Below are 19,550 nucleotides of genomic sequence, written 5' to 3' on the forward strand. Positions count from 1 at the left end.
CCCTCAGGCCGTCGACGGATGCGCCGCCCGATTCAAATCCGGCCCCCGCAACCAAATTCAAGATAGTCTGCTCGTTGTGATAATCATAACCCTCAGGCCGTCGACGGATGCGCCGCCCGGTACAAACCCGGCCCCGCAACCAAATTCAAGATAGTCTGCTCGTTGTGATAATCATAACCCTCAGGTCATCGACGGATGCGCCGCTAGGTTCAAATACAGCCCGGCAAAGCAACCAAATTCAACAAAGTGAATAGAAGTTAAAGAATACTGCGACTGGTTCGCAGATTTTTTTGCTTTGAAAACAGCAAATCTGGCTTAGTCGCCAACGCTCTTTCTCTAATGCTGTGAAGCATAAACCCCCATTTAAAAAGAACACGCTGCTGTCTGGCAGGGTGGTTTTTTTACCTCAAAAAAACATTATCCAGCAAGTTTTCGTTGCTCTTTTGTCAGGAGTACACGGATTTTGTACCGTTCATTAACAGACTTATCCACAGAATAGAATTGTGGATAACTTGGTGTATAAAGTGTTTTTCAGTAGCTGGAATGGACACTTGCGGCAGGATCTTTTCTCGTGTCCCCAGTTATGTTCGACAACTGGGTTATATGTAACTTGTTGATTCTAATGGATATCTTTTGATTTTTCTCGGTTTTCTTCTGGATAAAAAACGATCATTAACTGTATTTTCGTTGATCCTAATCATTTCCTGCTGGTGTGACTAACTTTTCTGAAATTTAGAAAATGAAGTGGAGTTAAAATTTTTTCCACATTACGTATATTTGAGAACCATATCAAAGTATGTGCGTAGCGGTTGTGTCACCAGATACTACTCATGCATCCCTTGGCAGCCCTTTTTGGATTATCCGTATTAAGCGTTGATGCTTGTTATTCGTCTGTGGTAACTGTTGGTACTGTTGCGCCAGCGCCCACTCAATATGTGTATCCAGCAATTCTGAGCGGCCTTGGTGACTCTCCAGCGTGGCAATGATTCTGCCAGAGTAAGGGGCATTCCCCATGGCAACAATTAAATTACGCTGCCATTGCTCATGGCCGATACGTCTAATTGCCGAGCCTTGCATATTGCGTAGGAAGGTTTCTTCATCCCATTCAAATAGCGTGACCAGATCCGGGTCGTTAAAAATATCCCGTCGATGAAAATCGGTCTGTTCGGTCACATCGGAAAAGCGGTTCCACGGACACACCAACTGACAATCATCACAGCCATAAATTCGGTTACCCATCGCTTGGCGAAACTCGAGCGGTATCACACCGGCAAACTCAATTGTCAGATACGAAATGCAGCGTCTGGCATCAACGACCCCTTCTTCTGTAATCGCACCGGTCGGGCAGGATGTCATGCAGGCCTGGCATTTTCCGCACTCATTACTGGCTGGTGTATCAACCGGCAACGGGATATCAACCAGCAACTCACCGAGAAAGAACCATGAACCTGCGTCTTTATCCAGTATCAGTGAGTGCTTGCCGCTCCAGCCCAGTCCGGCTTTTTGCGCCAGCGGGCGCTCCAGAATAGGCGCCGAGTCCACAAACGGGCGATAACCTAACTGTCCCACGGCCTGCTCAATTTTTTCACCCAGCTTTTTTAACTGGTTGCGTACCAGCTTGTGATAGTCACGCCCCAGCGCATAGCGGCTGATATAGGCCTGGCTCGGATCATCAAGGTTACTGGCAAACTGGGCTTGTGGTGGCAGATAGTTCATTCGTGCGCTGATAACCCGAATCGTGCCTGGCAGCAGCTCGTCTGGCCGGGCTCTTAGCATGCCATGTCTTGCCATCCAGTCCATATCACCATGGTAGCCGGCATCTAGCCAGCGCTGCAGCTCCGCTTCGTGTTCACTTAGATCGACATCGCAGATCCCAACCTTGTCAAAACCGAGTTGTTTGGCCCACAGTTTGATTTGATCGGCAAGTTGATGGTAATCCATAGTCTAATGCTCGCTGCAAGGGGGGCGGGATCTTAGCGGATCTCAGTCTGTGGATCCAGCCGGATCCGGCGCTTTTGCCTCTTATCCTTTGAAGAATTTTCGGTATGCTTACAGAACAGAGCTTGTCTCTTAAATCCAACCCAGTTTACTATTCTGTTTCTTTTGATTTTTATATAGTCGATGTTCGACGTATTAGAGATATTATTCATGAGCACCAAGACTTTCACTCTTAAAGATGAGCAAGAGACGGTAAAACTCGGCACGGCGCTGGCAAATCTGTGCTCGCAACAAACCACCCTCTATCTGCACGGTGATCTAGGCGCCGGTAAAACCACGTTCAGCCGCGGTTTCATTCGCGCTCTCGGTCATCCGGGTAATGTGAAAAGCCCGACTTACACCTTGGTGGAACCGTATCAGTTAGCCGATTGGCAGGTTTATCATTTTGATCTTTACCGTCTGGCGGATCCGGAAGAGTTAGAATTCATGGGCATCCGCGACTACTTTACCGATGATGCTATTTGTCTGGTGGAATGGCCTGAGAAGGGCTACGGCATGCTGCCAACATCCGACCTGGATATTGAAATGCGTTACGATGGGCAGCAACGTCAGGCGGTGTTGACGGCCAATAATGACTATGGGCGAACTTTACTGAGTCAGTTGGAGTTATGTTGATTGTTAAACCTTCCCGTTTTTGCAGCGCCCTGATTGTCATGGCGCTGGCATTTGTTTCTGCGCTTGCGAATGCCAATGTTCTCGAAGGGGTGCGGGTCTGGCCCTCACCCGATGAAACTCGTGTCGTGATTGACGTTAAGTCTGAGGTCACCTTCAGTTACTTCACCTTAAGTGGTCCTGATCGCCTGGTGGTTGACCTGCAGCAAACCTCATCAGACACTAAATTGCCGGTATCGGTCAGCGATAGCGCAATTCTTACCAAGATACGCGCCAGTTCTCCTCCTGAGAAGTCAACCTACCGTCTGGTGCTGGAATTGAAAAAAAGCACCACGCCGCAATTGTTCAAACTGGCTCCGACACCGGGAGGGCAGTACGGTCATCGTCTGGTCATCGATCTGCCCCATGGCGATACGTCATCGACCGCGTCATCTGCTGGCAGCAGTGAGAATAAAGTCAGCCGAGATGCCTCTCAGCTGTATGGTACCGAAGATATTGTGGTGGCTATCGACGCCGGACATGGTGGCGAAGATCCGGGCTCAATTGGTCCGTCCCGTCGCTATGAAAAGGACATCACGCTGAGTGTGGCCAAGAAGCTGGCGGCGCAGATCAATGCGGTTCCGGGTATGAAGGCGGTACTGACTCGTCGCGGCGACTATTTCGTCAATCTCAACAAACGTTCAGAAATCGCCCGTAAGAACAAAGCGCACTTATTGGTGTCGGTACACGCAGACGCGTTCCGTTCGCCGCAGCCGCGTGGCGCATCGGTGTTTGTGCTTAACACCCGTCGTGCCAATACCGAGATTGCCCGTTGGGTTGAAAATCACGAGCAGCAATCAGAATTACTGGGTGGTGCCGGTGAAGTATTGTCTAAGAACAATGCCGACCGCAACGTCAGTCAGACCTTGCTTGATCTGCAGTTCAGCCATTCACAGAAAGAGGGCTACAAAGTCGCCTCCAACATTTTGCGGGAAATGGGTAAAGTGGCACACTTACATAAAAAAGACCCGGTCAACGCTAGCCTGGCAGTGTTGAAATCACCGGATATTCCTTCGGTGTTGGTAGAGACCGGTTTTATCTCTAACCCCACGGAGGAGAAGCTACTCTTCCAGCGCAGCCATCAGGACAAGCTGGCCCGGGCAATGACCAAAGCGGTGGTGCAGTATTTTGAGGATAATCCGCCGGAAGGAACACTGTTTGCCAACCGGGGTAAAAAGCAGCAGCATAAAGTGGCGCGCGGCGAATCGTTGTCGGTGATTGCCAGTAAGTACGGTACCAGCGTGGATACCCTGATGCAGGTCAACAAGCTGAAAAGCAGCAGCATTGCGGTGGGGCAGGTACTGACTATTCCGGGAGGGCAGCGTTCTCCGGTCCAGGTTCCGGTGCTGAATAATCCGGTTGAGACCGAGACGATTACCCATGAGGTGAAATCCGGTGATTACCTCGGTAAGCTTGCCGCGACCTATAAAGTATCGGTTGAGGCGATTAAGCGTGAGAATAACCTGAAGTCCGATACTCTGCGCCTGGGACAGAAGCTGAAAATTACCGTCAGTCTGAAAGATAAGCCATTGCGTAAACATAAGGTGGCGCGTGGTGAATTCCTCGGTAAAATTGCCTCACAATACAGTGTCAGCGTTCAGAGTATTCGCGATGCCAACAAGCTGCGTTCTGATCAGCTGGCGGTGGGACAGGTGCTGATTATTCCCAATAAATAACACGGGGCGTGTATGACGATTCGTATTTTGCCGGCACGTCTGGCAAACCAGATTGCCGCCGGGGAAGTGGTGGAAAGACCGGCTTCTGTGGTCAAAGAACTGGTTGAGAACAGCCTTGATTCCGGTGCTACCCGCATCGATATCGATATCGAAAAAGGCGGTGCCAAGCTGATCCGTATCCGGGATAACGGCTGCGGGATAGATAAAGATGAATTAGGGCTGGCATTGAGTCGTCACGCGACCTCTAAAATCCATACTCTGGATGATCTCGAAGCCATCATCAGCCTCGGCTTTCGTGGTGAAGCGTTGGCCAGTATCAGTTCGGTGTCACGTCTGACTATGACTTCTCGCCCGGCGACACAGGAAGAAGCCTGGTCCGCCTACAGTGAAGGCCGCGATATGGAAGTGAAGCTGCAACCGGCAGCACATCCGATCGGAACCAGTGTGGAAGTGCTGGATCTGTTTTTCAATACTCCGGCGCGGCGCAAATTCCTGCGCACCGAAAAGACCGAATTTACCCATATCGACGAGTTGCTCAAGCGTATTGCTCTGAGCCGTTTTGATGTCACCTTTAATCTGCGCCATAACGGTAAAATGATTCGCCAGTACCGGGCTGCCAAAACGGAAATTCAGCTGGAAAAGCGTATTGCTGCGGTTTGCGGTGCCTCTTTTGTGCGTCATATGCTGAAAATTGAGCTCGAACATCAGGGGCTCAGACTGCATGGCTGGATAACCACCCCAGAGGGCGCCCGTAGCCAAAGTGACTTGCAGTACTGCTATGTCAACGGACGCATGATGCGCGACAAACTCATCAATCATGCCATCCGCCAGAGTTATGAAACCAGCCTGCGTCCCGACCAGTTCGCAACTTATGTCCTGTTTATCGAAATCGATCCGCATCAAGTGGATGTTAATGTCCACCCCGCCAAGCATGAGGTGCGTTTCCATCAGGCCCGACTGGTGCATGATTTTATTTATCAGGCGCTGAGCAGCGCGTTAGCACAAAGCCAGCATATTGATGCTCCGGCCCACAGTGAAGCGGCATTCCATCAGCCCCATTCGTCGTCTCAGCCATCCCCGCCAGTGCAGCCAAGTGACCAGGCCGTGATGTCAGAGCAGGCCACGATGTCAGAACAGACGGCAGAAGAGGACAACCGGCTGGCGCAACCAGCGGTGGCTGAAGCCGGCTCATCGCCGGTGCCTCAGCATGTTTATCGTGCGGTGGAAAATACCCCGTCCTATCCGGGGCGTTCTGACTACGCCTCCGACCGCTCTTCATCAGGCGGCGAGCGCAGTCAGGTGCGTGAATCGGCGCCGCGTTCTGAGTGGCGTGAGGCCGCGTCTTCATCGGGCCGGTCGGCATCCGAGCGCGGTCCCAAACCGTCTCCCAGTGCGGCAGAGGTCAGAGCCTACCAGCGTTTAATGCAAACCCCGGACTTACCATCCGCCACATCAGAGGGCGAGCAGCCAGCTCAGCACCAGACACAGGTTCCCCATCCAGAGGAGTTGCCGCTCAGCCTCGAACAGCTCGGCAAAGCGGTTGCTGTGGTGGAAGGCGAGTATCTGCTGATGACGTCTCTGCAGGGGTGTGTATTGTTGTCACTGGCCAAAGCGGCCTGGCTGCGCAGCCGTGGTCAGCTTGAACCGCAGCAAGAGTCACTCAGGAGTCAGCCGCTGTTGGTACCGCTGGCACTGAAAATTTCCCCGCAGGAAGCCGCGGCGCTGCCGCATTATCAGCCTCTGCTCAGCCGGTTTGGTATTGAGCTTAAAGCGCGCAATGGCACTTCTTTGATGGTGATGGGGGTGCCGCAACCATTAAGGCAGCAAAATCTGCAAAACTTACTGCCAGATCTGTTATCTTACGTCACCCAAATTTACGAGCAGGCAGCGGATGAGTTAACCCTCGGCGCTCTGGCGGATTGGCTGGCTGATTATGTGGCAGACCGCGAAGCGGACTACACTTTGTCGCAGGCCATCCAATTGATAGCAGAGATTGAGCAGTTGTGGCAGGGAACCCTTCCCTTACACGACAGGCAGTTTGTCCGGCCTGTGGATTTTTCCGCGACCATTGCAGCATTGAAGTCATGAGTGAACAATTACCTTTAGCCCTGTTTTTAATGGGGCCGACCGCCTCCGGTAAAACCGATCTGGCGATTCGCCTGCGCCAGAAATTCCCGGTCGAGATCATCAGTGTCGATTCCGCTTTGATTTATAAAGGCATGGATATCGGCACCGCCAAGCCGGAGCCGTCTGAACTGGCACTGGCGCCGCATCGTCTGATCGATATTCTCGATCCGAGCGAGGCTTACTCAGCAGCTGATTTTCGTCGCGATGCCCTGCGTGAAATGCAGGCGATTGCCGATCAGGGCAAAATCCCGCTACTGGTGGGCGGTACTATGCTGTATTACAAAGCGCTGCTGGAAGGTTTATCGCCTCTGCCGGCGGCGAATCCTGATATTCGTCAGCAGATCGATGACGAGGCCAAACAGTTTGGCTGGGCTCATCTGCATCAGCAGTTGCAAGACATTGATCCCGTTTCTGCGCAGCGAATTCATCCAAATGATCCACAAAGATTGTCTCGGGCATTGGAAGTTTACCGGATTTCAGGTAAAACTCTTACTGAACTGACTCAAACTAAAGGTGAGGCATTGCCTTTCCGGGTTAAGCAGTTCGCTATAGCTCCCAAGGAAAGGGCTGAACTTCATCGTCGAATTGAACTCCGATTTGAAAAGATGGTCGAAGCCGGGTTTGAACAAGAAGTCAGAGCGCTGTATCAGCGTGATGATCTTCACCCGGATCTGCCATCCATTCGTTGTGTCGGTTATCGACAGATGTGGGATTACTTAGACGGGAACGGTACTCTGGATGAAGCGATTTTTCGCGGAATCTGCGCCACTCGTCAATTGGCCAAGCGTCAGATCACCTGGTTACGCAGCTGGAATGATTTAACTTGGTTAGATAGCGAAAACGTTGAACAAGCATTGGAAACTCTCTCAAATGCCATAGCATCTGATTGAATTAGCTGTGTATAATGTGATCGCTTTTGCGTAGATGTACCCTGTAAAGGATCCGTTACTTGTTTTTGGCGCATCTGCCCCAATCATAGGTAACAACGGGGTGATTTTATTCGTTTAGCTCAGATGCGAAGGCCGCACAGAAGTCCGTGCACCGCTAGCTAAATAACTACAACAAAATACAAAATAAGGAAAATAAAATGGCTAAGGGGCAATCTCTACAAGACCCATTCTTGAATGCACTACGTCGCGAGCGTATCCCAGTATCAATTTACTTGGTAAACGGCATTAAACTGCAAGGCCAGATTGAATCATTTGATCAGTTTGTGATCCTATTGAAAAACACAGTAAACCAAATGGTTTACAAGCACGCGATTTCAACAGTAGTACCTGCTCGTCCTGTGAGCCATCACAGCGGTGAACGTCCTGCTAATGAGCGTGGTGCTGATAAGTCAGAAGACTAATTCTTCTGCGTGTATATTACTATCGATTAAGGAGTTGGTAGCTTGTTTGACCGTTATGAAGCCGGTGAGCGAGCCGTACTTGTTCATATCAACTTCACGCAAGAGGGTGAGTGGGAAGATCTCAGCGAATGCCAGATGCTGGTCTCTTCTGCTGGAGTATCGACGCTGCAGGTTGTGACCGGCAGCCGACAATCTCCTCACCCTAAATATTATGTCGGTGAGGGCAAAGCCCAGGAAATCGCACAAGCCGTTCAGATGACCGGCGCGGATGTGGTGATTTTCAACCATGCCCTTTCTCCTGCCCAAGAACGTAACCTCGAACATCTCTGCCAGTGTCGGGTGATTGACCGTACCGGTCTGATCCTGGATATCTTTGCACAGCGTGCCCGTACCCATGAAGGTAAACTACAAGTTGAATTGGCGCAGCTGCGTCATATCTCAACGCGCCTGATTCGTGGTTGGACGCACCTGGAGCGGCAGAAAGGGGGTATCGGTTTACGTGGGCCGGGGGAAACTCAGCTGGAAACCGACCGTCGTTTATTGCGTGAACGTATCAAAGCGATTCTGCGCCGTTTAGACCGAGTGGCTAAACAGCGTGAACAAGGTCGACGGGCTCGTAACCGGGCAGAAATTCCGACTGTTTCTCTGGTCGGCTATACAAACGCAGGCAAATCGACACTGTTTAACCGCATTACCGCGGCAGATGTCTACGCCGCAGACCAGTTATTTGCGACGCTGGATCCTACCCTGCGTAAAATTGACCTGGCGGATGTCGGACCGGCGATTCTGGCTGACACGGTAGGTTTTATTCGTCACTTACCCCACGATTTAGTGGCGGCATTTAAAGCAACGTTACAAGAAACTCAGGAAGCTGACATTTTGTTACATGTTGTCGATGCCAGTGATGACCGTTTTCGTGAGAATATCCAAGCTGTTGATATTGTACTGACAGAGATTGAGGCGAATGAAATCCCGACTCTGCTGGTGATGAACAAAATAGATAATCTGGATGGACAGCAACCTCGTATAGAGAGAGATGACGAAGGCGTACCGAGAACGGTATGGCTCTCGGCTATGGAAGGTCAGGGGCTGGATCTGCTATTTGCAGCACTGACCGAGCGTTTGGCCAGTCAGATAGTCGAGCACCGCCTGTGCATTCCGCCGCAACATCAGGGCAGAATCCGTAGTACATTCTTCCAAATGAAGTGTATACAGGACGAAGAGTATGATCAGGAAGGCAATTTACTGATCACAGTTCGTATGCAGCAGGTGGATTGGTCTAGACTAGAGAAAAGAGAAGAGGCAGTTTTACGTGACTTTATAGTTACTTAAAGGACTGCTAAAGTATAACGTCATATCAAATGATGGAGCTTTCTAATGGCGTGGAATGAGCCCGGTAATAACAACGGCAACAACGGCCGCGATAATGACCCTTGGGGTAACAATAATCGCGGCGGTAAAGGTGGCCGTGAACAAGGTCCGCCAGATTTAGACGAAGTCTTTAACAAGCTGAGTCAGAAACTGGGGGGCAAGTTTGGTAAGCGAGGCGGAGGGAAAGGACCGTCTTTCTCTGGTGGTAGCGCAATTGGCTTTGGTGTCATTGCTGTTATAGCGATCGCTATCTGGTTCTTTGCTGGCTTCTACACAATTGGTGAAGCTGAGCGTGGCGTGGTGTTACGTCTGGGTAAATACGATCGTATCGTTGATCCGGGCCTGAACTGGCGTCCGCGTTTTATCGATGAAGTGACTCCGGTTAACGTGCAGGCGATCCGTTCACTGCGTGCATCAGGTCTCATGCTGACCAAAGATGAAAACGTGGTGACGGTTTCGATGGACGTTCAGTACCGTATCGCTGACCCGTACAAGTACCTGTACAAGGTGACCAATGCGGATGACAGCCTGCGTCAGGCCACCGACTCTGCACTGCGTGCGGTAATCGGTGACTCGCTGATGGACAGCATCCTGACCAGTGGTCGTCAACAGATTCGTCAGTACACTCAGGAAACACTGAATCAAATCATCGATAACTACGACATGGGCCTGATTCTGGTCGATGTCAACTTCCAGTCTGCCCGTCCGCCGGAGCAGGTAAAAGACGCGTTTGATGACGCGATTGCCGCGCGAGAAGATGAAGAGCGTTTCATCCGTGAAGCAGAAGCGTACAAAAACGAAATTTTGCCTAAAGCAACCGGTCGTGCTGAGCGTCTGAAGAAAGAAGCACAAGGTTACAATGAGCGCATCGTCAACGAAGCTCTGGGTCAGGTAGCGCAGTTCGAGAAACTGTTACCGGAATACCAGGCGGCGCCACAAGTTACCCGTGATCGTCTCTACCTGGATGCGATGCAGGAAGTGTACAGTAATACATCTAAAGTGCTGGTGGATTCAGACTCAAGCGGCAACCTGCTGTACCTGCCAATTGATAAGCTGGCAGGTCAGGAAGGTGAGCAGACCAAACGTCAGACCAAATCTTCGTCGGCTTACGACAAGATCGAACTGGAATCACAGCGTACTGAAACGCCAAGTGAAGACCAATCTCGTTCAACCAGCACACGTCAAGGGAGATACTAAGAATGCGTAAGTTGATGATCCCTGTCGTTGTTGTTGTTCTGGCACTGCTGCTGATGGCGATGTTCGTGATCCCTGAAGGGGAACGCGGTATCGTAATCCGCTTTGGTCGTGTCCTGAAAGACAACAACGAAATCGCCCGTATTTACGAGCCGGGTCTGCATTTCAAGATGCCACTATTTGACCGTGTGAAGACTCTTGATGCACGTATCCAGACCATGGACGGCCGTTCTGACCGTTTCGTGACCTCGGAGAAAAAAGACGTCATCATTGATTCGTACGTGAAATGGCGTATTGATGACTTTGGTCAGTACTACCTGGCAACCGGTGGCGGTAACGCTCTGACGGCAGAAGCGTTGCTGGAACGTAAAGTAACCGACGTATTGCGTTCAGAAATCGGTGCGCGTGAAATCAAACAAATCGTTTCCGGTCCGCGCAACAGCGACGTGCTGCCAGACAGTCCGGATTCCGAGGTGGTAACCACTGAAGCGGCCAAGCAGGCTCTGGAAATCGATGGTCAGCGTGACCAAATCATGGAAAACGTGCTGGCGGATACACGGACCAGCGCGATGAAAGATTTGGGTGTGCGTGTGGTTGACTTCCGGATGAAGAAAATCAACCTGCCGGATGAAATCAGTGAATCGATTTACCGTCGTATGCGTGCTGAACGTGAGTCGGTTGCTCGTAAGCACCGTTCGCAAGGTCGTGAAAAAGCAGAAGTGATTCGCGCTCAGGCAGAGCTGGAAGTGGCAACAATTCTGGCCGAAGCGGATAAAACCGCGCGCGTGACCCGTGGTGACGCGGATGCGAATGCAGCCAAAATCTATGCGGATACTTACAACAAAGATCCGGAGTTCTTCGGTTTCCTGCGTTCACTGCAGGCGTATGAGAAATCATTCAGTAATAAGAGCGATATTCTGGTTCTGGATCCGAAGAGCGACTTCTTCAAATACATGAACAATGCGAAGGGAACGGGCTCTGCTCAGTAATCGCTTGATAGTATACCAAGGCTCCGTCACGGAGCCTTTTTTTCGTCTGTACTGACCGGGCTTATCGGATTGTTGGCATAGACAGAATGTTGAGCGAATACGCTCGGGAGAGAAAGAAAATGCCGGATTCACTCTGGATTGCCTTTGGCCTGGTCTTGATTGCCGAAGGGTTGGGGCCGTTAATCTCGCCTAATGGGTGGCGGCAAATGGTCGCTCAGCTGAGTCAGCAGCCGGATACCCAACTGCGCCGGATAGGCGGTTGCCTGGTGGTCACCGGTGCGGTGATTGCCTACTGGTTTATTCGCTGAGCTGCGGCGAATTGAGCGAAGGAATAGAGCGATGGAACTGGCCGATATGAACCCGCAGCCAGCAACGGCATCGCAGGCGCCGGCTCAGATTCAGGCCGCCCTGAGCTGCTGGTGTCAAGGCTCAGAGCGACGAGATAAAAACGGATGCAGCGCCTGACTCAATAATGAGGCGGCGGCGTTTCCTGCGCCGGGTCGGCCAGGTTGGAGGTATCCATATTCTTAACTTTACCCACCACGTATTTCATCTGATCCTGCATCTTAGTGATCAGCAGTTGTTGCTGGCTTAGGGCCTCGTTCAGTTCGTCAATGGTCTGCTCCTGAAACGCTAATTTACATTCCAGGTCATCAATACGCTGTAGCAGCTGTTGCGTGGTGTTGTCTTGCATGATTAATCGAGTTTCCAGGCTTGGGCTATCCCAGCAGACGTGGCCGATATGACCCGCTGCTGTGCATCAAAAGCCGCATCATACACTACTGCGCGTGGCGGGCGGGCATCTTTTCGAGGTTCTGCTTCGAAGGTGGCGGACTTTTTGCCACTCTTGGTATCCCACACTTCGATGCGGCTGGATGGCGTGCCGGTCACCAGTTTTGAACCGTCATCGGAAAAGCGTGCGCTAGAAAAAATCAGCTGACGCGAGAAGCTGCGCAGCGCTGAGCGCTTTTGACCACTTTCCAGATCCCAGATGAAAGACTGGTTACCGCCGTCTGAGGTAAAGGCCAGTTTCCCATCGCGCTGTAGTGCGACCCGATTGACCCTTTGTTCGTGTTCAAACTTACGCAGAATTTGTCCGCTTTGGGTATCCCACAGGTAAGCAGCGTAATCATTGCCGCCGGTCAGCGCGTAGCGTCCGTTAGGGGCCAGCGCGACAGAATTAACTTTTTCTTGGTGGGCAAGGAACTCCAGGCGCCGCCCGCTGACTAAATCGACGTAAATGGCTTTGCCATTGGATAATCCGAGCAGCACCTGTTCGCCGTTACTGGCGATATCCACTGCGCGGATTTGACCATCAGAGATGGACCAGAGACCTTCGGCTTGTGTCCAGCCAAGGTCCCAGACGGCGAAATTGTCCTGGGTCGCGGTGATCGCAAAGCGGCCGTTATCTGAGATGCGGATCAGCGATACTGTGCTGGCCTGCGGGTCCTGAGCCCCGAGTTCTGCCAGTTGCTTGCGCTCGGTGAGATCCCAGAACACCAATTGGTGTTGTTTGGAATAGACGAGGGCGAAGCGACCGTCTCTGCTGAGCCCGAAACTGGTGGACCCTTCCGGCTCCAGCTCCCAGCGTTCGGCTTCCTGGTTAGAGAAAAAGCAGCCATTTAACATCGCTATGACAACAAGCAGCAGGATGGAATGAGAAATTATTCGCATCAAATCTAATTATCCGTCTAGTGTGTAAAGACAATCTGAATACATAAAGCTATATTGGTACAACTCTGTGTTGCGCACCAGCTTGAAACCAAGTTTTGTGCACAATAACAAAAGGTTTGCCTCGAAATTGGAGAATTCAATGAAATCACTTTTGAAAGTGTCGCTACTTGCCGCAACCGTTATGCTGGCCGTAGGTTGTCAGGAAGATGCACCGAAAACGGAAGGTGCGGCACCTGCCGCTGAACAGTCAGCCGCTGCGAAAACGGTGAACCTGCAGTCAGAAGACGATAAAGCAGCGTACGCCATCGGTGTTTCGTTTGCTAACTACCTGAGCAACAGTATTGAAAAGCCGGCTGAAATCGGAATCAACCTCAACAAGGATCTGGTTCTGGAAGGTATTCAGCACGTATTTGCCGGTAAAGCAGAAATGACTGAAGAAGAGACGCGTGCCGCGCTGGAAAGCCTGGACAAACGTGTTGCAGAGAAAATGAAAGCTCAGGCTGAAGAGAAAGCCGCCACCAACAAGAAGGCTGGTGATGACTTCCGTGCTGATTTTGAAAAACAGGATGGTGTGAAGAAGACTGACTCGGGTCTGCTGTACCAGGTGATGACTCCGGGTGAAGGCGAAACGCCAAAAGAAACGGACACCGTACAAGTGCACTACAAAGGCACACTGATCGACGGTACTCAGTTCGACAGCTCTTACGATCGCGGTGAACCGGCAACATTCCCGCTCAACCGTGTGATCCCGGGCTGGACTGAAGGCGTGCAACTGATGAAAGTGGGTGCCAAGTACAAGTTCGTTATCCCGCCAGAACTGGCGTACGGCGAGCAGGACACGCCAACGATTCCGGCTAACTCAACTTTGGTGTTTGAAGTTGAGCTGCTGAAGATCGATAACGGCGATGCCGACGCAAAAGCGAAAAGCGCGCAGTAAGCCGCACTGAGTAAGTAATCGGAGGGCCTGACTTGTTCAGGCCCTTTTTTTGTACGCCGGGTACATAAGTTGTTCTAAATCACTTGTTGGCAAGATAGCTGAGTATTCGGTTAAAATTTTCTGATAAACTTACATCAATTTGTTGATTTTTCGTTCTAGGGTCAAAGTACAGTGACAACGACAGAAAACCTTAATGCCGATATGTTACTTGAAATGGAATCCGTGCATGTCAAACCATTTACGGACCATGACAAAGTCATTCTGCGCTCATATGAAGCGGTCGTGGATGGGATAGCCAGCCTGATTGGGCCATTTTGTGAAATCGTTCTGCATTCGCTGGAAGATCTGAACACCTCGGCGGTCAAAATTGCCAATGGTGAAAATACCGGGCGTCAGGTCGGCTCGCCGATCACCGATCTGGCGCTGAAAATGCTGCGCGACATCGAGGGCTCGGAGCGCAATTTTTCGCGTTCTTACTTTACCCGCGCCAAAGGCGGCGTGCTGATGAAGTCGATCACGATTGCGATCCGCAATGACGAAAACCGCGTCATTGGTCTGCTGTGTATCAACGTCAACCTCGACGCTCCGTTTTCGCAGGTGCTGCACTCGTTTATGCCGACCCAGGAAGCGGAAGCGGCCGCCTCATCGGTCAACTTCGCCAGTGACGTTGAGGAGTTGGTGGATCAGACCGTAGAGCGCACCATTGAAGAGATCAATGCTGACAAATCGGTGTCGAACAACACCAAGAACCGTCAGATTGTGATGGCGCTGTTTGATAAAGGTATTTTTGATATTAAAGATGCGATTAACCGCGTTGCGGATCGCCTCAACATCTCTAAGCACACCGTCTATCTGTATATCCGTCAGCGCAAGACTGAGGACGACGAGAAGTGAGCACTGAAAACCAGACTCTGACTTTTACCTTGCTGGTTAATGGCTCGGTGTACGGTACCCAGTCGGCGCGCAACGCTTACCTGTTTGCCAGCCGGGTGATTGCCAAGGGCCACACTCTGCGCAGCGTATTCTTTTATCAGGACGGAGTGCAGAATGGCTCGGCATTGACCGCACCGGCTAACGATGAATTTGATCTGGTTGCCGCATGGCAGCGCCTGGCGGCAGAACATAATGTACGCCTCGAGACTTGCGTGGCTGCTGCGCTGCGCCGCGGTGTGCTCAGCCCAGCTGAAGCCGAGCAGCACCAGTTGCCTGCCTCGAATCTGGCCGCACCGTTCGAACAGACCGGGCTTGGTAGTCTGGCAGAAGCATTATTGGCACAAGACAGGGTGGTACAGTTTTGAATAAAGTCGCGTTTGTATTTCATTCCGCGCCGCATGCCGTCAGTGCCGGTCGGGAAGGGTTGGATGCTTTGCTGGCGGCCTCGGCTTATAGCGAAGATCTGGCGGTATTTTTTATTGGTGAAGGGGTGTTGCAACTGGTCGCGGGTCAGGAGCCGGGTGCAGTATTGAGCCGCGATTACATCAGTGCATTTAAACTGCTCGATTTGTATGACATCGAACAGCGTTATACCTGCGCGCACAGCCTCACTGAATGGGGCCTGCGCAGTGAGGATCTGGTGGTCGGGACTAAGCCGCTGGAGCCGCAGGCGATTGCGACGCTGTGGCAACGCTTTGATCAGATTGTGACGTTTTAGGACATCGTATGCTGCATATTGTAAAAAACCCTCAGCAACTGGCGCTGGTCAGCCGCTACCTGCTTAGCCAGGATGCTCTGTTGCTGGTTGAGAATGCCGTGTATGCGGCGAGTCAGGTCAGTCCGTTTTATTCCCATCTTCCGACGGCTGTTCCTGTGTATGCACTGCAAGAGGATCTGCAAGCGCGCGGATGGCTCGCACACTGTCCCCCACTGGTTGAGGTTATCGATATGGATGGTTGGGTGGATGCCACAGTAAAATACGGTAAATCAATTACTTGGTAATAAGCACTGCGGGGTGTACGTTCGGGTGTCCACCCCACTTGCGCCAACCGGCAAAAAAGATCTGTATATTTCTTGACACACTTCCCACTGCTGCATAGAATTTTGCGTCCCTAATTGCGCTAAGTGCAATAGGGATAGATTTTTCACAAAGCTTACTTTTTAGTAAATTTCAGGAGCTAGCTAATGGCAACTATTAACCAGTTGGTACGCAAGCCACGTGTAAAGCAAGTTGCGAAAAACAACGTGCCTGCACTAGAAGCGTGCCCACAAAAACGTGGTGTATGTACTCGTGTATATACTACTACACCTAAAAAACCTAACTCAGCACTACGTAAAGTATGTCGTGTTCGCCTGACTAACGGTTTTGAAGTGACTTCATACATCGGTGGTGAAGGCCACAACCTGCAAGAGCACAGCGTTGTTCTGATCCGTGGCGGTCGTGTTAAAGACCTTCCGGGTGTTCGTTACCACACTGTACGTGGTGCGCTTGACTGTTCAGGCGTTAACGATCGTAAACAAGCTCGTTCTAAGTACGGTGTGAAACGTCCTAAGTCTTAATGCGTCTTTTTTATAAAGAAAGCGTTAAGTAAGGCCAAACACTTATTTTCAATTTTAATTTTTTGAAAAAACTGAAAAGTTTTGGATAAAACCTGAAGAAGACAACGGAGAATATTCCATGCCACGTCGTCGCGTTATTGGTCAGCGTAAGATCCTTCCAGATCCAAAGTTCAAATCTGAACTGCTGGCAAAATTCGTTAACATCCTTATGGTTGACGGTAAAAAATCTACTGCAGAGAAAATTGTTTACACTGCACTAGACTCTATGGCTGAGAAATCTGGTAAAGATCACTTAGCTGTATTTGAAGAAGCTCTTGAAAACGTTCGCCCAGCGGTAGAGGTTAAATCTCGCCGTGTTGGTGGTTCAACTTACCAGGTTCCTGTAGAAGTACGTCCGGTTCGCCGTAACGCACTTGCTATGCGTTGGTTGGTTGAAGCTGCGCGTAAGCGTGGTGAAAAATCTATGGCTGCACGCCTAGCTGCTGAAATGCTAGACGCGTCAGAAAACAAAGGTACTGCTGTTAAGAAACGTGAAGACGTTCACCGTATGGCAGAAGCGAACAAAGCGTTTGCTCATTACCGCTGGTAATACCTTCTGTGCTGCGAGGTTCTCTCGCAGCACATTTCTAAATTCTAAGGTTAACCTTAGTAAGAGGATACAATCGTGGCTCGTAAAACTCCTATTGAGCGCTACCGCAACATCGGTATCTGTGCTCACGTAGATGCAGGAAAAACTACCACTACTGAGCGTATTCTGTTCTACACTGGCCTTTCTCACAAAATCGGCGAAGTTCACGATGGTGCTGCCACCATGGACTGGATGGAGCAAGAGCAAGAGCGTGGTATCACAATCACCTCCGCTGCGACTACCACCTTCTGGCGTGGTATGGAAGCTCAATTCGACGATCATCGCATCAACATCATTGACACCCCGGGACACGTTGACTTCACAATCGAAGTAGAGCGTTCTCTTCGTGTACTTGACGGTGCTGTCGTTGTGTTCTGTGGCTCCTCAGGTGTTGAACCTCAGTCTGAAACTGTATGGCGTCAAGCAGATAAATATCATGTTCCACGCATGGTGTTTGTTAACAAGATGGACCGTGCGGGTGCAGATTTCTTACGCGTTGTAGACCAAATTAAAAACCGTCTTGGTGCGAACCCGGTTCCTATCCAACTGAACATTGGTGCGGAAGACGAGTTCAAAGGTGTCATCGACCTTATCAAGATGAAATCCATCAACTGGAATGAAGCCGATCAAGGCATGACCTTCACTTACGAAGACATTCCAGCCGACATGTTAGAGCTTGCTGAAGAGTGGCGTACTCACCTGGTTGAGGCTGCGGCAGAAGCGAACGATGAGTTGATGGATAAATACCTTGAAGAAGGTGAGCTGAGCGAAGCTGAAATCAAGCAAGGCCTGCGCCTGCGTACACTAAATAACGAAATTGTACTGGCCACTTGTGGTAGTGCATTTAAGAACAAAGGTGTACAAGCCGTATTGGATGCTGTGGTTGAGTATCTGCCATCACCGACTGAAGTTCCTTCAATCAAAGGTATTGATGATGACGAGAAAGAAGTTGAGCGTCACGCTGACGACAGCGAACCTTTCTCGGCTCTGGCGTTTAAGATCGCAACCGACCCATTCGTGGGCACGCTGACCTTTATTCGTGTTTATTCTGGTGTTGTGAACTCAGGTGATGCTGTTTACAACTCAGTGAAACAGAAGAAAGAGCGTTTCGGTCGTATCGTTCAGATGCACTCCAACAAACGTGAAGAAATCAAAGAAGTTCGCGCTGGTGATATTGCTGCGGCAATCGGTCTGAAAGACGTAACCACAGGTGATACCCTGTGTGATCCGAATCATAAAGTGATTCTGGAGCGCATGGAATTCCCGACTCCGGTTATTCAGATCGCGGTAGAACCTCGTTCTAAAGCCGATCAGGAAAAAATGGGTATTGCGCTGGGTAAACTGGCTGCAGAAGACCCGTCATTCCGCGTGGAAACCGATGATGAAACCGGTCAGACTCTGATCTCGGGTATGGGTGAACTTCACCTCGACATCATCGTTGACCGCATGAAGCGTGAATTCAACGTAGACTGTAACGTGGGTAAACCTCAGGTTGCATACCGCGAAACCATTCTTGGTAAAGCGGAAGTGGAAGGTAAGTTTGTTCGTCAGTCAGGTGGTCGTGGTCAATATGGTCATGTCTGGCTGAAAGTCGAACCTTCCGAACCTGGCGAAGGCTTTGTCTTCGTCGACGAAATCGTGGGTGGTGCGATTCCTAAGGAATTCATCGGCCCGGTAGCGAAAGGTATCGAGGAACAAATGAACAACGGTGTGTTGGCCGGCTATCCAGTACTGGATGTTAAGGCAACACTTTACGATGGTTCATTCCACGATGTCGACTCGAGTGAGATGGCGTTTAAGATCGCCGGCTCCATGGCATTCAAGAAAGGTGCGCTTGCAGCGAATCCGGTTATTCTTGAGCCGATGATGAAAGTCGAAGTAACCACTCCGGAAGACTGGATGGGTGATGTAGTCGGTGACCTTAACCGTCGCCGCGGCATCATCGAAGGTATGGATGATGGCCCGGCGGGTCTGAAAATTATCCGTGCCCGCGTCCCACTGTCTGCGATGTTTGGTTACGCGACTGATTTGCGTTCTGCAACCCAAGGTCGTGCTTCTTACTCCATGGAGTTTAAAGAGTACGCCGAGGTGCCAAAAAACATTGCTGATGCAATTGTGGCAGAACGCGGTTAGTTGTTATTTGATTAATGACGTATCTATTGCGCTGACGGACGTTGGCGCATAAAATAGCAATTTCTGGCGCGCCCTGAGTGTACGTTACTCAAGGTGAATCATAACTAGGAAGGAACACGATCGTGTCTAAAGAAAAATTTGAACGTACGAAACCGCACGTAAACGTTGGTACTATCGGCCACGTTGACCACGGTAAAACAACTCTAACCGCAGCTATCTGTACTACACTGTCAAAAGTGTACGGTGGTTCAGCTCGTGACTTCGCGTCAATCGACAACGCTCCAGAAGAGCGTGAGCGTGGTATCACGATCTCTACTTCACACGTAGA

Annotated in this window: 22 protein-coding genes; 19 read left to right on the plus strand and 3 right to left on the minus strand. The window is 50.7% G+C overall.

From position 1 onward, the window contains the following. Positions 1–828 precede the first annotated feature (828 nt). Entirely contained in the window at positions 829–1,941 is a 1,113-nt protein-coding gene (gene queG / locus E6C74_RS20500) for a tRNA epoxyqueuosine(34) reductase QueG (RefSeq protein WP_136487900.1), read from the minus strand. A 207-nt stretch (positions 1,942–2,148) separates the two neighbouring features. Here queG and tsaE point away from each other — a divergent pair, with 207 nt between their 5' ends. From tsaE to E6C74_RS21250, 10 genes are all read left to right on the plus strand, one after another. Beyond that, on the plus strand, positions 2,149–2,613 hold the full coding sequence (gene tsaE, locus E6C74_RS20505; RefSeq protein WP_136487901.1) for a tRNA (adenosine(37)-N6)-threonylcarbamoyltransferase complex ATPase subunit type 1 TsaE: 465 nt from the start codon (positions 2,149–2,151) through the stop codon (positions 2,611–2,613). A gap of 38 nt (positions 2,614–2,651) precedes the next feature. Further along, positions 2,652–4,325, plus strand: a complete 1,674-nt coding sequence (locus tag E6C74_RS20510) for an N-acetylmuramoyl-L-alanine amidase (protein WP_168797074.1) — start codon at positions 2,652–2,654, stop codon at positions 4,323–4,325. A 12-nt stretch (positions 4,326–4,337) separates the two neighbouring features. Next, positions 4,338–6,413 carry a DNA mismatch repair endonuclease MutL gene (gene mutL, locus E6C74_RS20515; protein WP_136487903.1) on the plus strand — a complete coding sequence of 692 codons (2,076 nt, stop codon included), beginning with the start codon at positions 4,338–4,340 and terminating at the stop codon, positions 6,411–6,413. Further along, positions 6,410–7,342: a tRNA (adenosine(37)-N6)-dimethylallyltransferase MiaA gene (miaA, locus tag E6C74_RS20520; protein ID WP_136487904.1), complete on the plus strand. Its 933-nt coding sequence runs from the start codon at positions 6,410–6,412 to the stop codon at positions 7,340–7,342. The genes mutL and miaA overlap by 4 nt, the downstream gene beginning before the upstream one ends. Before the next feature lie 197 nt (positions 7,343–7,539). Then, on the plus strand, positions 7,540–7,803 hold the full coding sequence (hfq, locus tag E6C74_RS20525) for an RNA chaperone Hfq (protein ID WP_136487905.1): 264 nt from the start codon (positions 7,540–7,542) through the stop codon (positions 7,801–7,803). A gap of 42 nt (positions 7,804–7,845) precedes the next feature. Next, a complete protein-coding gene (gene hflX / locus E6C74_RS20530) occupies positions 7,846–9,135 on the plus strand; it encodes a ribosome rescue GTPase HflX (protein ID WP_136487906.1) in 1,290 nt (429 codons plus the stop codon). Positions 9,136–9,180: 45 nt separating this feature from the next. Beyond that, the gene (gene hflK, locus E6C74_RS20535) at positions 9,181–10,371 is read left to right on the plus strand and encodes an FtsH protease activity modulator HflK (RefSeq protein ID WP_136487907.1); all 1,191 of its coding nucleotides are present in this window, start codon (positions 9,181–9,183) and stop codon (positions 10,369–10,371) included. A 2-nt stretch (positions 10,372–10,373) separates the two neighbouring features. Further along, complete coding sequence (gene hflC / locus E6C74_RS20540; protein WP_136487908.1) at positions 10,374–11,357, plus strand: protease modulator HflC; 984 nt, start codon at positions 10,374–10,376, stop codon at positions 11,355–11,357. Positions 11,358–11,476: 119 nt separating this feature from the next. After that, a complete protein-coding gene (locus tag E6C74_RS20545) occupies positions 11,477–11,665 on the plus strand; it encodes a DUF2065 domain-containing protein (protein WP_136487909.1) in 189 nt (62 codons plus the stop codon). A gap of 31 nt (positions 11,666–11,696) precedes the next feature. Further along, a complete protein-coding gene (locus E6C74_RS21250; protein ID WP_276605452.1) occupies positions 11,697–11,822 on the plus strand; it encodes a hypothetical protein in 126 nt (41 codons plus the stop codon). A 1-nt stretch (position 11,823) separates the two neighbouring features. Here the strand turns inward: E6C74_RS21250 and E6C74_RS20550 are convergent, their stop codons facing one another. Both E6C74_RS20550 and E6C74_RS20555 read right to left on the minus strand, forming a co-directional pair. After that, positions 11,824–12,051, minus strand: a complete 228-nt coding sequence (locus E6C74_RS20550) for a SlyX family protein (RefSeq protein WP_136487910.1) — start codon at positions 12,049–12,051, stop codon at positions 11,824–11,826. 2 nt (positions 12,052–12,053) lie between these two features. After that, a complete protein-coding gene (locus tag E6C74_RS20555) occupies positions 12,054–13,031 on the minus strand; it encodes a hypothetical protein (RefSeq protein WP_136487911.1) in 978 nt (325 codons plus the stop codon). 139 nt (positions 13,032–13,170) lie between these two features. On the opposite strand from E6C74_RS20555, the gene fkpA reads away from it, so the two are divergent. The 9 genes from fkpA to E6C74_RS20600 form a co-directional block, all read left to right on the plus strand. Then, a complete protein-coding gene (fkpA, locus tag E6C74_RS20560) occupies positions 13,171–13,968 on the plus strand; it encodes an FKBP-type peptidyl-prolyl cis-trans isomerase (RefSeq protein ID WP_136487912.1) in 798 nt (265 codons plus the stop codon). Positions 13,969–14,139: 171 nt separating this feature from the next. Continuing rightward, positions 14,140–14,862, plus strand: coding sequence for a transcriptional regulator (locus tag E6C74_RS20565; protein ID WP_136487913.1), 723 nt, complete (start codon positions 14,140–14,142; stop codon positions 14,860–14,862). After that, positions 14,859–15,266 carry a sulfurtransferase complex subunit TusD gene (tusD, locus tag E6C74_RS20570; protein ID WP_240798232.1) on the plus strand — a complete coding sequence of 136 codons (408 nt, stop codon included), beginning with the start codon at positions 14,859–14,861 and terminating at the stop codon, positions 15,264–15,266. The genes E6C74_RS20565 and tusD overlap by 4 nt, the downstream gene beginning before the upstream one ends. Continuing rightward, on the plus strand, positions 15,263–15,619 hold the full coding sequence (gene tusC, locus E6C74_RS20575) for a sulfurtransferase complex subunit TusC (protein WP_136487914.1): 357 nt from the start codon (positions 15,263–15,265) through the stop codon (positions 15,617–15,619). Before tusD ends, tusC begins: the two co-directional genes overlap by 4 nt. Positions 15,620–15,627: 8 nt before the next feature. After that, positions 15,628–15,903, plus strand: coding sequence for a sulfurtransferase complex subunit TusB (gene tusB / locus E6C74_RS20580; RefSeq protein ID WP_136487915.1), 276 nt, complete (start codon positions 15,628–15,630; stop codon positions 15,901–15,903). A gap of 183 nt (positions 15,904–16,086) precedes the next feature. After that, complete coding sequence (gene rpsL, locus E6C74_RS20585) at positions 16,087–16,461, plus strand: 30S ribosomal protein S12 (protein WP_136487916.1); 375 nt, start codon at positions 16,087–16,089, stop codon at positions 16,459–16,461. A 118-nt stretch (positions 16,462–16,579) separates the two neighbouring features. Further along, positions 16,580–17,050, plus strand: coding sequence for a 30S ribosomal protein S7 (gene rpsG / locus E6C74_RS20590; RefSeq protein ID WP_136487917.1), 471 nt, complete (start codon positions 16,580–16,582; stop codon positions 17,048–17,050). A 75-nt stretch (positions 17,051–17,125) separates the two neighbouring features. Next, positions 17,126–19,222, plus strand: a complete 2,097-nt coding sequence (fusA, locus tag E6C74_RS20595) for an elongation factor G (RefSeq protein WP_136487918.1) — start codon at positions 17,126–17,128, stop codon at positions 19,220–19,222. 122 nt (positions 19,223–19,344) lie between these two features. Continuing rightward, positions 19,345–19,550: GTP-binding protein (locus E6C74_RS20600; protein WP_240798233.1), on the plus strand; the 206-nt coding region annotated here is incomplete at its 3' end.

The sequence above is a fragment of the Vibrio sp. H11 genome (genome assembly GCF_004804295.1).
GTDB lineage: Bacteria > Pseudomonadota > Gammaproteobacteria > Enterobacterales > Vibrionaceae > Vibrio > Vibrio ostreae.

What these genes read in the sequence shown, in the direction of transcription:
- E6C74_RS20545 (WP_136487909.1), top strand. Translation starts at nt 11,477, where the DNA reads ATGCCGGATTCACTCTGGATTGCCTTTGGCCTGGTCTTGATTGCCGAA.
- E6C74_RS20555 (WP_136487911.1), bottom strand. Translation starts at nt 13,031, where the DNA reads ATGCGAATAATTTCTCATTCCATCCTGCTGCTTGTTGTCATAGCGATG.
- tsaE (WP_136487901.1), top strand. Translation starts at nt 2,149, where the DNA reads ATGAGCACCAAGACTTTCACTCTTAAAGATGAGCAAGAGACGGTAAAA.
- fkpA (WP_136487912.1), top strand. Translation starts at nt 13,171, where the DNA reads ATGAAATCACTTTTGAAAGTGTCGCTACTTGCCGCAACCGTTATGCTG.
- hflK (WP_136487907.1), top strand. Translation starts at nt 9,181, where the DNA reads ATGGCGTGGAATGAGCCCGGTAATAACAACGGCAACAACGGCCGCGAT.
- hfq (WP_136487905.1), top strand. Translation starts at nt 7,540, where the DNA reads ATGGCTAAGGGGCAATCTCTACAAGACCCATTCTTGAATGCACTACGT.
- tusB (WP_136487915.1), top strand. Translation starts at nt 15,628, where the DNA reads ATGCTGCATATTGTAAAAAACCCTCAGCAACTGGCGCTGGTCAGCCGC.
- mutL (WP_136487903.1), top strand. Translation starts at nt 4,338, where the DNA reads ATGACGATTCGTATTTTGCCGGCACGTCTGGCAAACCAGATTGCCGCC.
- miaA (WP_136487904.1), top strand. Translation starts at nt 6,410, where the DNA reads ATGAGTGAACAATTACCTTTAGCCCTGTTTTTAATGGGGCCGACCGCC.
- queG (WP_136487900.1), bottom strand. Translation starts at nt 1,941, where the DNA reads ATGGATTACCATCAACTTGCCGATCAAATCAAACTGTGGGCCAAACAA.
- E6C74_RS20510 (WP_168797074.1), top strand. Translation starts at nt 2,652, where the DNA reads ATGGCGCTGGCATTTGTTTCTGCGCTTGCGAATGCCAATGTTCTCGAA.
- E6C74_RS21250 (WP_276605452.1), top strand. Translation starts at nt 11,697, where the DNA reads ATGGAACTGGCCGATATGAACCCGCAGCCAGCAACGGCATCGCAGGCG.
- E6C74_RS20550 (WP_136487910.1), bottom strand. Translation starts at nt 12,051, where the DNA reads ATGCAAGACAACACCACGCAACAGCTGCTACAGCGTATTGATGACCTG.
- hflC (WP_136487908.1), top strand. Translation starts at nt 10,374, where the DNA reads ATGCGTAAGTTGATGATCCCTGTCGTTGTTGTTGTTCTGGCACTGCTG.
- rpsG (WP_136487917.1), top strand. Translation starts at nt 16,580, where the DNA reads ATGCCACGTCGTCGCGTTATTGGTCAGCGTAAGATCCTTCCAGATCCA.
- rpsL (WP_136487916.1), top strand. Translation starts at nt 16,087, where the DNA reads ATGGCAACTATTAACCAGTTGGTACGCAAGCCACGTGTAAAGCAAGTT.